The sequence below is a fragment of the Tepidibacter aestuarii genome (assembly GCF_934924865.1).
Classification (GTDB): domain Bacteria; phylum Bacillota; class Clostridia; order Peptostreptococcales; family Peptostreptococcaceae; genus Tepidibacter_A; species Tepidibacter_A aestuarii.
Genome location: NZ_OW235315.1, coordinates 3,282,850 through 3,297,276 on the forward strand (window position 1 = coordinate 3,282,850; position 14,427 = coordinate 3,297,276).

The window sequence follows — 14,427 nt, forward strand, 5'->3', positions numbered from 1 at the left end:
TTCAATAAGTTCTATTTTTCGATTAACCACTAAACTAAAAATACTACGAAATCTTTAAATGTTCTTATGTAAAATAATTCAAAATACCCTTTTATTATAGCACAGTTTTACGATATCCTATATATATACAAATTTCAAAGGAGGTAACTTAATGAAAAAAAGAATTTTATGCCTAACATTCATACTAATCCTAATATGTGGAACACTAGCATTTTCAAGTGGATACACTAAGTCTATAACTGCTTATTTCTATAACATAAAAGTGTCTTTAAACGGAAAAACTCTTAACTTCTCAAACGAACCATTTATATACGGAGGTAATGTATATGTTCCTTTAAGAGACGTATCAGAGAGCCTTGGAGTTAATGTTGCTTGGGATGATAGAAATAAGACTGTTTATATGCATGATGATGGATCTCTTGGTAACAATAACAGTTCATATGAAATAGAAATGTTAAAAAACCAACTTAAAGCTAAGGACGCTGAAATTGAAAGACTTAAAGACGACGACGATGATGATGACGAAGATTTAGAAGACTTAGAAGATAAGCTTAATGATGACTACGATGAATATACTAAAGGATATAAAGATTTAGAGTTTGAATACGATCTATCAGAGCGTTCTAATGGAGATATAAAGGTTAAAATGACTGGAGACTTTGAGAGAGATTCTAAGTACTGGAGCGATCGTGATGATAAAGATTTCAGAGACTTTATAGAAGATGAAGTATGTGATGAAATAACAGACGAATTCAGAGAAGATATCCAAATATACATATATGATGAAGATGACGACAAATGTGCTGAATATGAATACGATTACAGCGATAGAGATTTAGACATAGAATATGAATATGAAGACTAGTAAAGCTGCTCAATTTGAGCAGCTTTATTTTTTTAAGCACTATATTCCACTTTATATTATCTTAATTTAGATGTACAATCTTATATAAGAAAGGAGTGTTCTCTTTGGACTACAACAACCTAACCTTAAATGGAAATGACAGCGTAATAAGAACTCTATTCTTTACAGACGTCCACGTAAGTGGAAGAAATCCTAGAAGCAGAAAAGATAACTTCTTGGATACAGTTCTTGATAAGCTTACTCAAATAAATGATATAGCCAAAGCCAAAAACTGCGACTTTGTACTATTCGGAGGAGACCTATTTGATAACCCAAGTGTATCAAATGCAGTGGCTGGAAGAACAGCAAGAATACTTAGAAACTTTAATAAGATAATAGGAATTGCCGGAAACCACGACTTATTCGGTAACAATATAGACAACATAAAATCAACACAACTCGGACTATTCGAAAAAGCAGGACTTATAGACCTTATGTACAAAGGAGAAAAACTTATAATAAATAAAAATGACCTCACACTCCAAATAACGGGAACTCCTTCTCACTTTGGTATAGACCATGATGATATCAAAGAAGACTATGTTGTGGATACTAAAGATGGAAATAAAGCAATCCATATAATACACGGTATGCTTATGGAAAAACAACTAAACCCACATATGACAGTAGTAACAATAGATCAGATTAAAGAAACCAAAGCAGACTTAACATTAACAGGTCACTACCATGCAGGGTTTGAACCTATACAAGTAGACGGTAAGTACTTCGCAAATCCAGGATCTTTATCCAGAGTATCATCAGATAAAACTGAGATAAAAAGAAAAGTTGGGGTACTATATATAGAAGTATCAAAAGATGATATAAAACTAGACTTCATACCTCTAAAGCAACAAATGGGAGAAGACGTATTAGATAGATCTCATATAGAAAGCTCACAATATAAAGAAATACAAATAGAAGAATTCATGAGAGAAATCAAAGTAGCATCAACAATAGAATCAATGGACATAACAAGCATAGTAAAAAAAATCGCAACTAATAAAGAACTGGAAAAAGAAGTAGTAGACTATGCACTTACAAAACTATCAATAGCTGAGGAAAGTCTATCAAGCGAATAATAAGTTAGGAGGATTTTGAACTTGAAATATATAAAGCAGCTCCACATTCAAAACTTCCAAAGCCACCAAGACACAACCCTAGATCTTGTAAACGGCCTCAACACAATAATAGGTGAATCCGACAAAGGAAAATCAGCTATTATAAGAGCCATAAGATGGGTAATACTTAACGACCCTCAGGGAAACAACATGGTAAGGCAAGGAACTAAAGAATGCAGCGTAACACTAACCCTTAGTGACGAAACAAAGATAACTCGTACTAAAAAACTAAGTGGAAAAAAGAAAATAACCTCTAAAAATACATATAAAATAGAATACCCAAACGGAGATATATCTGAAAACGAGAACTTCGGTGTTGACTCTATTCCAGAAGTTCTTCAGGCCTGTGGAGTTAATATACTTAAAATAGATAAGGACTTAGTTGAAATACCAAACTTTGCCTTCCAGCTAGACCCTCCATTTTTGGTATCATCAAATGGATCTCAAAGATCAAAGACAATAGGTAAACTTATAAATGCCAACTTATTCGACTCATCAATAAGAGATATAAAAGCCGACATACTTGATATAAACAGAAAAACAAAAGAAAAATCAGCTGAATACGAAGCTTTAAATGAAAAACTAAAACAATACGAAGACGTCGAAGAAGAAGAAAAGAAGCTTTCTAAAATAGAAAACTTTATATCTCAGGCTGAAAAAACAGAGAAAAACATAGATACCCTTAAAAGGTATATAAGCTCACTACAAAATATAAAACTACAAAAATCAAAATGCATGGAAGTTATAGACAAGCTATCTGATATAGAAGAAGCTCAACTCAACATAAAGGACTTAGAATTAAAGCACAAAGAATCTCTGAACTTCCAAAAAACATCTGCTTCTTTAAAATCGATAAATACAAATAAAAATTTACTTAAAGATACTATAACTAAACTATCGAACATAGAAGAAGCTGAAAAAATAAACAGCAACTTGATAAATACAATAGATAAACTAAGTAAAATACAACTACTGAAAAATAAAATAGATTATCTGGATAACCATAATAAAAACTTAAAAATAACACTTACAAGACTACAAAACATAGATAGTATAAACGAAACATACTTAAAACTTCAAAATCTAAACTCAAAAACTGAGTCTCTACAGAAAATAAATAAAGAATACAAAGTAATATCAAATGAAAAAGCTAAACTTAGAAACGCCATAATCAAAATGCCAGACTTTAACCAAATAGAAAAACTACACTTAGACTATACAAATATACAAACTAAAATTGAAACAATAAAACAACTAAGCACAAACTACAAAGATACAAAACTAAGGCTAAAAAAAGGATCAGACTACATAAAAACAGTACAAGCAGGACTAAACCAATGTACACAAGCATATTCCGATATGCTTAAAAACATGGGAAAATGCCCAACGTGCTTTAATGATATAGATAACACTACGGTACAAAATATAATATCTAACTTATAAGGAGGATTTTAAAATGAACGAAAAACAGTTACAGGAACTTAAAGATAAAATAGAAAAAGGCAAAATGACCAAATACAAAGCAGAAACTAGACTTGAGGAACTTGAAAAGCAAGAAAAAACCCTAAAAGAAGAAATAATATCTCTTGGATACGACCCAGAAAAACTAGATGAAATAATATCTAAGCTAGAAAATGAAAAGCAGGATTTAATCTCAAAAATAAATGAGATGCTTCCCGATACAATACCTAATATCTAGGAGATGATTATATGAGCTTGAATGAAATAAAAGATAAATACGCTAGATATAGAGACTACATAGTCTATAAAAAAACTATTAAATCAAAAATAGAAGAAGATATGAAAACTATAAAATTGAAAATAGAAGACTTTAGATCCCAAGAAGAAGTTTTCTTAAAAGCAAAATTATTACTTGAAGAAAGTTCAACATTTGCTCGTGAACAAGTAAAACACAAATTCGAAGTAATGGTAACTAAGGCACTTCAATTCGTAACTGGGGAAAATATAGAGTTTAAAATAGAATTTGAACAAAAAAGAGGACGCCCAGAGGCATCCTTTAACGTTATAAGTCAAATAGACGAAGATACTAAGATAATAAATACTCCAGAAGACAGCCGAGGCGGAGGTATAATAGATGTAATATCTCTTACGCTTAAATACTGTATGCTTCAAACACATAAGCCTATGATAGAAGGCCCTTTTATCCTAGATGAACCTGCAAAGCATGTATCAGAAGAATACATCATAAACGTAGGTAAATTCTTAAAAGAAATAAACACAAACTTTAATAGACAAATAATAATGGTTACTCACAATACCCACTTATCCGAAATATCAGACAAGAGATATGTAGTAACCATGAACAACGGAATCTCTAATGTTAATGAATACAATGTGGATTGTTAATAATCCACATTGTTTATCCACATTATACACAGACACCTGTGATTAAGTTTATGACTAATTAACATAGTAGTATATGCATAATATACACAAATTATTCCCCAAACTATCCACAATTTTATACACACTATCCACAAGACCTCTGAATATTTAGAAATTTCTTCTTACTTTCTATTTTTCCATATTTTCGTGACTATAACAGTCATATCATCTTGAGCTTTTCCATCTACAAGCTCCAATGATTTGTCTAATATATATTTTGAAATTTCCTTTGTGCTCTTTTTATCCATATTCTCTATAACTGTGTACAACCAATTCTCCCCTAATTTTTTATCTTTTCCAGCATCTATTATTCCATCTGATACAGTTATTATTACATCTCCTTCCCTAACACTTCTTCTTTCTCTATCTATTTTTATCTCAGATACTATGCCAACAGGAAGTGATGAAGATGATATAACCTCAACGCCACCATTCTTTCTTTTTATAAAAGATGGACAAGCACCCATTTTTACACTTTCTAAGTTTCCATTATTCAAATCTATTATATTTAAATCTAGAGTTGAAAATATCTCATCTGATGATTTTAGCATTAACATATTGTTGATAGTCTCTATACTTATTTTCTCATCTATCTTAGCCTCTAGCATTTTTTCTAGTATTTCTATTGTAAGTGCAGATTCTTCAGATGCTTTTTCACCCTTTCCCATTCCATCACTGAGCACACTCATATACTTTCCATCTGATATCTCCATATATGTATAGTTATCCCCAGATATTATATTTCCATCCTTAGATAAGTAGGCTACATCAGTTCTAGCTGTGTACTTTTTAAAATTTACAAGCCTTATCTTACAAGTATTATTCATTGATCTACATCCCATTTTATAGGCTGATACTTCTTGTCCAACAGCTCTTGATACAGCCTTAATAAGCTTTTTTTCGCACAGGTCTCCACTACAGCAATTGTCTCTTTGTATATTTATTTCAAAGTTATCATCTCTTTTAATATAACTTATTTTATCTACCTTTACATTTTCTTTATCAAGCTCAACTATTATGTTGTTTTCCATATCTACATCAAAGTCCATACTGTTGTTTATTTCATCTGAAACTTCTTCAATAGAATAAGCAATAGATTTTATCTGACTAGATACTAGCTTTCTAGTTTCGCAAAGCTTCTTATTCCACTTATAATTTAGCATAAATAAATCAAAATAATGATTACATCCCTTTATTACCTCCTCGAATTTCATACAATCTCTTTCGAATTGAGATTTCACATGATCATTATCTATCCTTCCATCTTCCTCTAAGTGATTCAGTATATTAGTAAACATGCTGTAAGTCTTTGTAAATTTTAAATTCCAACACCCTCTCTTCATAGGGCACTCAGAACAAACATCATGAGTTACCATATCTATAACACTTGCTATATCTCTTTGATCTAATACCTTGTCCTTCTCTCTAGCTTTATCAAAAGTAGCTCCAACCTCTTCGTAAGCTTTATATACATCCTTTAGCCTTGTATTCATTATCTCCTTGACCCTGTTTATATAATTAACAGAAGATTCCTCGCTGCCCAAAACTCCTTTAGTAAATTTCTCTATATACTTTAATCTTTCATCAGGTATCATAAGAAATATTAAAGAAGATATAGCGATTTCTCTAAGACTTAATAAAAGTTCACTATTTCCTCTTGTATATATAGTTATTATGCTCCATCCCATAATAAAACCTAATGTGGTTGCATACTTACTTACCTTTCTAAAAAGACCTCCTAAAAGCCCTGAAAACCCATATATCCCTATATACATAGGAGATGATGTTGTATTCATAGTAGTTATTATCCCTATAGTTATACCACTTGCAGATCCAAGTGCTGGCCCTCCTTGATAAGCTACTACTATTATTATCAAAAATGACAATACATTCTTTAATGATACATCGAACAAACTTATATTAGATATTCCCGTTATTGAAAGAGCTATTATTATAGATAATGCTATAGTCTCCTCACTCGATATACTCCTTCTTATAGATCTTTTTAGAATAAGAGGTATACCATATGAATATATATATATAAGAGAAGACACTGCTAGTCCTTCTATTATAGAAACTAATACATCATACATATATATCTCTGTTAATAAAGAGCATATCATCCCACTTATCGAAGTTAGAAAAAATCCTATAATAGAAACTCTAAAAATATGATCCTTATACTTTGATATAAACGACGATATGAAATTTATAAAAAACAGAGTTATTATATACCTTAGAGCATGAGGCCCACTGTGACTTAAAATTATACCTGCTGATATAGAAAAAAACACAGGCATCTTATATTTTTTATGAGTACACATATAAATAAAATAAGCTATGCCAAAAGGTCCCAGATTGTCTATTATAACGGCTCGTCCGAGCAAAAATCCTATTACACATAAAAATACAGCTGTATTATCAACGTTTATACCCTCAGATATCTCATTGATATATCTTCTCCTATATGAAGATATATGTGGTCTTTGCATAAAAAAACCCCCCCATCACTTAATACATTTGATTGTATCAAAGTGATAGAAAGGTTTTTGTCATAATGAGTAATATCGAATTTAGAAATTTAAGACATTCTTTTTAGCTTTTGACAAATTAGACCTTCTAAATTATCAAATTCGCTAACAGTTACATCCTTTATTTTTAAATTTTTTATTATTATATTTAGAATTAATGCTCCAGCAGTTATTATATCGGCTCTTTTTGGCTGAAGACCGTTTAAATTTCTTTTTTCTTTTACAGTTAATTCTTTCAAATTACGAAGTATTTCTTCTATATCCGCGTCTAAAATCATACTCTTATGTATCTTGTCTGTATCATACTCTTTTAAATCTTGGTGTATTGCTGATAAAGAAGTTATAGTCCCTCCTATACCAACTACCTTCCTTATATTGAATTTACTTATCTTATCTATAGTATCCATTATAGTAGATTCTATAAATCTTTTAGCATCTTCAAACTCCTGATCATCTATAGGATCTTTAGTTAAGAATTTTTCAGTCATTCTAAGAGCTCCTACATTTTCACTCTTATTAAACTTAATTCCATCAGTTTTGTTTCCAACTATAAACTCAGTAGATCCTCCGCCTATGTCTATTACGAGAATATCCTCATCGTCTATTTCCTGTACAACACCTAAAAATCCTAGGTCTGCCTCATTGTCTCCACTTATTATTTCAACTAAAACTTTACTCTTATCAAAAGCCTTTTTTAAAAAGTCTTCCTTGTTCTTGCTATCTCTAAGAGCAGAAGTTCCCATGGCATATATTTTCTCACAACCATGTTTTTTAGCTATATCTGCAAATTCATGTAGAGCATCTACATTTCTATCTATAGCCTCATCTGATATAATTCCTTCTTTATCAACATTTTGGCCTATTCGTGTCGTATTTATATATTTTTGTCTATTAAAAAATTTGCCTTCTACATAATCTGCTAATAAAAGTCTCATAGAATTAGTTCCTATATCTATAGCTGCAATCTTCATCAGTATCCCTCGCTTTTATTAATATCTATATATATAATTTCTCCTGGTTTTACCATCTTAAGTCTTTCTCTAGCAATCTTTTCTATATACTCATCTGTTTTATAGTTTTCAATATCAGCTTTAACATTTTTAATATTTTCATTTTCTTTTTTTATCTGCTCATTTAAAGACTTTATCTCTCGTTTATATTCTCTTATGACTATGCCTTGATTTATGACACTATAAGCAGATGAGCATACTATGAACAATACAAATAACTTAAGACCTAATATATATATATTAAACCTCTTCTTTTTAGTTTTTCTATTTCTCATTTTATCCCCCAAATATCATCATTTTTTTAATCTTTTAAATCCTATATACATTATAACATCAAATGCAAAATGAATAGGATATATTATTAGATAATATAGGCTTGTTATTATTGATATTATAGTTTTTATAAGTTTGCACAAAAACCTAAGTATATATTTGCTGACAGTGTTAAAGTAAATGACAACACCAACTATAAACCCTGTGAAATTATAATATCTAAGATCATAAGAATTGGCTCTATGAAGTATTAAAAAACTTATTATAGTTATTATTACCCAAAATAGAATATCCTCTACGCACCTTATAACCTTATTATTATTTATATTACACCTTATCCCTCTGTAAAAATCGTATATTATTCCCATTAAGATACCACCATAGACAGTTACAAACAGTATATATATCTCTTCAGATGGATACATGATTATTTAAATAGCTTCTTTAAAAAGCCTTCCTCATCCTTTTTAGATATTTTAGAGTAAACTATTGAGTTAATACTTCCCTTTATATTTACCATACCGTCTTCTATACTGAGTTTGCCCATGTCTAGATTTTCTCCTTGTATCGATACATCTCCTGAAACAGTCCTTAGCTCTATTTTCGTATCGTTAAAAGAATAAATATGTTCAATACCGCATAAGCTTATTTCTTCTCTATTTTTCATATTGAGTAAATGATCCATAAAAAATCCCTCCATATAAAACTTAATTAATATAGAATCAACTCCTATATATTAAATTTATGAAGGGGACTTAGTATTTATTCTATAACTTCATACATTTCTTTTGCATCATTTTTAAGTACATGCTCTTTTATGCAGGCTACCTTAACCGTAGTAACTCTTTCTCCAAACCTTATCTTTATAATATCTCCAACACTTACAACAGTAGAAGACTTTGCAACCTTATCATTTATACTTATAATTCCCTTATCACAAGCTTCTTTTGCTACAGTTCTTCTCTTTATAAGTCTTGAAACTTTAAGATATTTATCTAATCTCATGCTTAACCTCCTATATCTTTATATTAAAAAAGTGTGGATTATCCACACTTTTTAATATATTACTTATTTACAGTATCCTTAAGACCTTTTCCAGCTTTGAAAACTGGAGCCTTAGATGCAGGTATTTCAATAACTTGCTCTGGGTTTCTTGGGTTTCTACCTTGTCTTGCAGCTCTTTCTCTTGTTTCGAAAGTTCCAAATCCAACTAATTGAACCTTGTCACCCTCAACTAATGCCTCTTCTACAGATTTCATAAATGCGTTAAGTCCTGCTTCTGCATCCTTCTTAGTTAATCCACTATATTCAGCCATTTTAGCTACTAATTCAGCCTTATTCACAGTAACTACCTCCTTATGTATTTTCTTTTTATTTAAATTTTAAATAACTCACATAAACTTTTAATTCTAGTTTTTTTCAAAAACTCCTTCTTTGTAATAAAGTTTTAGCTTTCTTTTAAAGTTTCTTTGCCTCATTCCAAAGCTCATCCATCTCTTCAAGAGTCATATCCTCTAACTGTTTGTCCATTTTTATAGCACACTCTTCTATATAGCTAAACCTTTTGATAAACTTTTGTGTAGTTTTATTAAGAGCATATTCTGAATCTATTTTGAGAAATCTTGCTAAATTTACTATAGAGAATAATAAATCTCCTATTTCTTCCTCTATGTATTGTATATTGCCAAGTCTACTCGCGTCAACAACTTCTTTGTACTCTTCTTGTATTTTTTTGTAAACATCTTCGATATTGTCCCAATCAAAACCTACAAGAGCTGCCTTTTTTTGTACCTTAGTAGACTTTATAAGAGCCGGAAGAGAGTTAGGAATTCTTTGTAAACTTTCAGTTATCGTAGTTTCGCCTTTTTCTTCCTTCTTAAGATCTTCCCACTTCTTAATGAACTCCTCTTCTTCAAACTCGGCATCTGAGAAGACATGAGGATGTCTAAATATAAGCTTTTCACATATACCTGTAGTTACATCCCTAAAGTCAAAATATCCTTCTTCATTACCTATTTGACAGTGGAATACTACCTGTAAAAGTACGTCTCCTAGTTCTTCTATCAATTCATCTATATCATCTTTCTCTATACTATCAGCTACTTCATAAGCCTCTTCGATCAAGTATTTCTTAAGAGTTTCATGTGTTTGCTTTTTATCCCAATCACATCCACCTTCTCCTCTTAAAGTCTTCATTATACTTTGAAGATCAAATATATCCTTATACTTCTTAACAGAAGCTATTGGAACGTATAAACTCGTTAGATAATCAAATTCATCTAGTCTATCTAACTCATAAAGCTTTACCTTGTGCTTTTGCTCAATTTTTTTAATACCTGCTCCTTTTACTATATACACTTCTTGTTCATCGTCATAGTAATTCATAAGATTTAATTTAACCTCAGATGCTATAAATTTATCATAAACTTGAGTTATTATCAAACTCGAATCTATATCTATCTTCTCATTTTTTATATTAAAAGCATCTATAAGCTTAAATCCATGAACAGGATCGACCTCTAAAAACTCAAACATAGCATCAACAAAACTCATAGACGGTGTTACATTTATATCTATATTGTTTTCATCTGCATATTTTTGTATTATCTCAACCGTTTTTTCAGCAACCCTCGGATGACCAGGAACCGCATATATTATATCGTCAGATTTAGCCTTATTTGTTATATACTCGCTTATATTTTTATATACTTTATCAAAATCTTTCTCTTGCTCATAAAAATAATCAAGCGATTCAAATTGTATTCCTTCCTTTATCAAATCATCTACCACAGGATGCTTTTTAGTTCTAAAATATATATTAGACCCATTTTTCAATTTATTATAAGCTCCAAAGCTTAATAAATCAAACTCTCCAGGACCTAATCCTATTATATGAATACTTCCCATAATTTCACCTTCTATACATTTTTCAAAAAATAATCAATTCTTGCTACATCAATCTAGCCTTATGAAGAATCTTATAAATCAATTTTCCCTTTGGCATCATCAAAATCTCTTGCTTAGTAATAGCCTTTGTTAACAGAAGCATTATACCATATACTAATCCTGCTAAAGTTATAGCTCCAAGACATGATATAGAATTTCCAAAGAACCTATATAAAGTATTATATGTAAATATTGCACATATACTCATTATAATAACTGATATCAAAGGTTTCAATACAAAATCTTTAAAACCGAACTTTATACTCATGTTTTTCTTTAAATAATAGAGATTAAGTATTGTAGCTACTATATATGCACTTACAGTTCCAACAGCAGCCCCTTTAACATTAAACCATGGAATAGGTATTAATGTATAGCTTATAGATATCTTTACAATAGCCCCTATAAATAAGTTTATAACTGGGATATAAGCCTTTGCCATACCTTGAAGTATACCCGTTAGAGTTTGAATTAAACTCAAAAATATTACTCCCATAGATAAAAACAATAATATTTGCCCCACTGAAGATGGCTCTTTTGGATAAAGCATTTGCATTATAGGAGTTGATAATGATGCAAGCCCAAATCCTGCAGGAAGCCCTATAAGAAGAGCTACTCTAACACCAGCTTTTATATCTGCCTTTGCCCTGTTCATATCGTTTATAGCAAATGAATGGGATATAACAGGTACAAGACTCATAGAAAGGGCCATAGTAAGCACCTGAGGAAGATTTATTAAAGTTGCTGCCATTCCTGTTAATTGTCCATAAAGCTTTGTAGCCTCGAGATATGTGAATCCTCCATCTTGAAGTCTTCTCATAACCATAGCTGCATCTATCATATTCATAATAGGCATGATAGCACTTCCTATAGTTATAGGTACCGCTATTATCAATAGCTTATTTATTATCTCTCTTGTGCTCTCTCTTCTTTTTGAAGTATTATATGTTAATTCTCTTTTTATTTTTTTACTATTTACTATGTAAATAACTATCATAAATAAGCTTCCAATAAAAGCTCCAGATGTCGCTCCAAACGAAGCACCTGCTGCTGCATACTCAGTTCCCTTAGGAAGAAAGAAAAATGCTAAATAAAGACCCAACCCAACCCTAAAAAACTGCTCAACTATCTGAGATATAGCAGTTGGAGTCATATTCTGTCTTCCCTGAAAATACCCTCTAAATCCTGCCATTATAGGTACGAATAATAAAGCAGGCGATATAGCTATCATAGAATAATAAGCCTTAGGATTCTTCATGTAACCTACTATATAATCAGCTCCGAAATACAGTATAGCAAATGTTACAATACCCGTTACTATAAGAGCTATAAAAGATACCTTAAATATCCTATGCGCTCCACGATAGTCATTAACAGCAACCTTTTCTGATACAAGCTTTGATATAGCTGCTGGAAAACCAGCAGATGATATCGTAAGAAGTAAAACATATACAGGGTATGCACTTTGATAGTACCCCATACCCTCTGATCCTATTATATTCCCAAGAGGTATTCTAAAAAACGCTCCAAGTATTTTGACAATTATACCTGCTACAGCCAATATAAAAGCTCCTTTTAAAAAGGAATTTTTGCTCATATTACCCCTCCATTTTTAACTAATCTTGCTTACAATCTTATATAATTTTTCGCCTTTTGGCATCATAAGTATTTCTTCCTTAGATATACTGTTAGTCTTTATAAGAGCTAATCCATATCCTACTCCCCCGACTACTACAGATACAAGGCAAGCCACTGTGTTCCCAGCGAAAATTAATACAATATTATAAGAAATACTCACAAGTACAGCCATTATAGCTGCCGACATTAAAGGCTTTACTATAAAGTATACTGGCTCAAATTCTACATTAACGTGTTTTTTAATATATCTATAATTAAGTATCAATATAACTATATAAGATATTAAAGATGCTACCGGTGCTCCTTTTACATTAAGACTTGGTATAGCTATTAATATATATGTCAAAGCAACCTTAAATATAGCACCTATAGATAAATTAATTACCGGTATATGAGTTTTTTCTATTCCTTGAAGTACAGCAGTAAAGGCTTGAATAAGTCCAAGTAAAACCACACACATAGACAAATATAAAAGCATTTGTCCAACTGATGATGGCTCATTTGGATAAAGCATTTGCATAAATGGAGTTGAAAGAACTGCTAGTCCAAACGAAGCTGGAAGACCTATAAGTAGCGCAACTCTAACCCCCGTCTTTATATTATTGGATAATCCTTCATTATCCTTTATAGTGTAAAAATACGATATAGATGGAACCATGCTCATACTAAGAGCCGTAGTTATAGTGTATGGAAAATTGATAAGAGATGCCGCCATACCAGTTAACTGCCCAAATAAAACATTAGCTTCATCGTATGAATATCCAACGGATTGAAGTCTTCCTATTACCATAGTCGAATCTATAAGATTCATTATAGGAAGTATTGTACTACCTATTGTTATAGGTATTGCTATTGAAAGAAGTTTCTTTACTATTTGAGACTTAGTTTCTTGCTTATATACCTGGCTACTGCTTATTTCTTCTTTTATTGTACTTTTTTTCTTTATGTAAACAAATACTATATAAAGGGTTCCAAGTATTACACCTGTTGTAGCTCCAAACGATGCTCCTGCTGCTGCAAGTTCAGTTCCCTTTGGAAGTAAAATAAACGCAAGGCATATACCTATAGCTACTCTACCTAGCTGTTCCATTATCTGAGATACAGCGGTAGGAGTCATATCCTGTCTTCCTTGAAAATATCCTCTAAACGTAGACATTATCGGAACTAATAAAAGAGCTGGAGCTGTTGCCTTCATACTGTAATATGCTTTTGGACTTTTTAGTATGTTATTTACAATATAATCTGCTCCAACAAACAGTATTAAAAAGCTTATAAAGCCTACTGAAAATAATACTAAAAACGATGTCTTAAATATATTATGAGCGCCTTTATAATCTTTTAAAGCTATTCTTTGAGATACCAATTGTGATATTGCAGTAGGAAATCCTGCTGCTGAAATATTAAGTAACATTATGTATATAGGAAATACAGCTTGATAATATCCCATACCTTCAGATCCTATTATTCTTCCAAGAGGTATTCTAAATATAGCTCCTAAAATATTAGCTATAACGCCTGCCATGCCTAATATAAAAGCACCTTTTAAAAACGAATTCTTTGTCACTTCACTTCCCCCAATCATTAAGAAGTCAACTATATAA

15 protein-coding genes are annotated in these 14,427 nt (G+C 31.1%); 5 read left to right on the top strand and 10 right to left on the bottom strand.

The window, feature by feature from the left end:
* The first annotated feature begins 151 nt into the window (after window positions 1-151).
* The 5 genes from M2214_RS15860 to M2214_RS15880 all read left to right on the top strand — a co-directional run bounded on the left by M2214_RS15860 (window position 152) and on the right by M2214_RS15880 (window position 4,389).
* Window positions 152-865, top strand: coding sequence for a copper amine oxidase N-terminal domain-containing protein (locus M2214_RS15860; RefSeq protein WP_248480965.1), 714 nt, complete (start codon window positions 152-154; stop codon window positions 863-865).
* Between the two features lie 104 nt (window positions 866-969).
* Complete coding sequence (locus M2214_RS15865) at window positions 970-1,983, top strand: metallophosphoesterase family protein (protein ID WP_248480967.1); 1,014 nt, start codon at window positions 970-972, stop codon at window positions 1,981-1,983.
* Window positions 1,984-2,004: 21 nt separating this feature from the next.
* Entirely contained in the window at window positions 2,005-3,465 is a 1,461-nt protein-coding gene (locus M2214_RS15870) for an AAA family ATPase (RefSeq protein ID WP_248480969.1), read from the top strand.
* A 13-nt stretch (window positions 3,466-3,478) separates the two neighbouring features.
* Window positions 3,479-3,721 (top strand): hypothetical protein, encoded by a 243-nt coding sequence (locus M2214_RS15875; protein ID WP_248480976.1) that lies wholly within the window; start codon window positions 3,479-3,481, stop codon window positions 3,719-3,721.
* Window positions 3,722-3,732: 11 nt separating this feature from the next.
* A complete protein-coding gene (locus tag M2214_RS15880; protein ID WP_248480978.1) occupies window positions 3,733-4,389 on the top strand; it encodes an OLD family protein in 657 nt (218 codons plus the stop codon).
* Between the two features lie 161 nt (window positions 4,390-4,550).
* On the opposite strand, the gene spoIIE is transcribed toward M2214_RS15880, so the two are convergent.
* The 10 genes from spoIIE to M2214_RS15930 all read right to left on the bottom strand — a co-directional run bounded on the left by spoIIE (window position 4,551) and on the right by M2214_RS15930 (window position 14,390).
* Window positions 4,551-6,920, bottom strand: a complete 2,370-nt coding sequence (gene spoIIE / locus M2214_RS15885) for a stage II sporulation protein E (RefSeq protein ID WP_248480980.1) — start codon at window positions 6,918-6,920, stop codon at window positions 4,551-4,553.
* A gap of 89 nt (window positions 6,921-7,009) precedes the next feature.
* Window positions 7,010-7,930, bottom strand: a complete 921-nt coding sequence (locus M2214_RS15890) for a Ppx/GppA phosphatase family protein (protein ID WP_248480982.1) — start codon at window positions 7,928-7,930, stop codon at window positions 7,010-7,012.
* Window positions 7,930-8,244, bottom strand: coding sequence for an FtsB family cell division protein (locus M2214_RS15895; protein WP_248480984.1), 315 nt, complete (start codon window positions 8,242-8,244; stop codon window positions 7,930-7,932). The genes M2214_RS15890 and M2214_RS15895 overlap by 1 nt, the downstream gene beginning before the upstream one ends.
* 18 nt (window positions 8,245-8,262) lie before the next feature.
* A complete protein-coding gene (gene yabQ, locus M2214_RS15900; protein ID WP_248480986.1) occupies window positions 8,263-8,667 on the bottom strand; it encodes a spore cortex biosynthesis protein YabQ in 405 nt (134 codons plus the stop codon).
* Window positions 8,668-8,669: 2 nt separating this feature from the next.
* Window positions 8,670-8,927, bottom strand: a complete 258-nt coding sequence (gene yabP / locus M2214_RS15905; protein ID WP_248480988.1) for a sporulation protein YabP — start codon at window positions 8,925-8,927, stop codon at window positions 8,670-8,672.
* A 77-nt stretch (window positions 8,928-9,004) separates the two neighbouring features.
* Window positions 9,005-9,247, bottom strand: coding sequence for an RNA-binding S4 domain-containing protein (locus M2214_RS15910; protein WP_248480990.1), 243 nt, complete (start codon window positions 9,245-9,247; stop codon window positions 9,005-9,007).
* 59 nt (window positions 9,248-9,306) lie between these two features.
* Window positions 9,307-9,585 (bottom strand): HU family DNA-binding protein, encoded by a 279-nt coding sequence (locus M2214_RS15915; protein WP_248480992.1) that lies wholly within the window; start codon window positions 9,583-9,585, stop codon window positions 9,307-9,309.
* 115 nt (window positions 9,586-9,700) lie between these two features.
* On the bottom strand, window positions 9,701-11,149 hold the full coding sequence (yabN, locus tag M2214_RS15920) for a bifunctional methyltransferase/pyrophosphohydrolase YabN (protein WP_248480995.1): 1,449 nt from the start codon (window positions 11,147-11,149) through the stop codon (window positions 9,701-9,703).
* A gap of 43 nt (window positions 11,150-11,192) precedes the next feature.
* Window positions 11,193-12,785, bottom strand: a complete 1,593-nt coding sequence (locus tag M2214_RS15925) for a putative polysaccharide biosynthesis protein (RefSeq protein ID WP_248480997.1) — start codon at window positions 12,783-12,785, stop codon at window positions 11,193-11,195.
* Window positions 12,786-12,800: 15 nt separating this feature from the next.
* Window positions 12,801-14,390 carry a putative polysaccharide biosynthesis protein gene (locus M2214_RS15930; protein WP_248480999.1) on the bottom strand — a complete coding sequence of 530 codons (1,590 nt, stop codon included), beginning with the start codon at window positions 14,388-14,390 and terminating at the stop codon, window positions 12,801-12,803.
* Window positions 14,391-14,427: the final 37 nt, after the last annotated feature.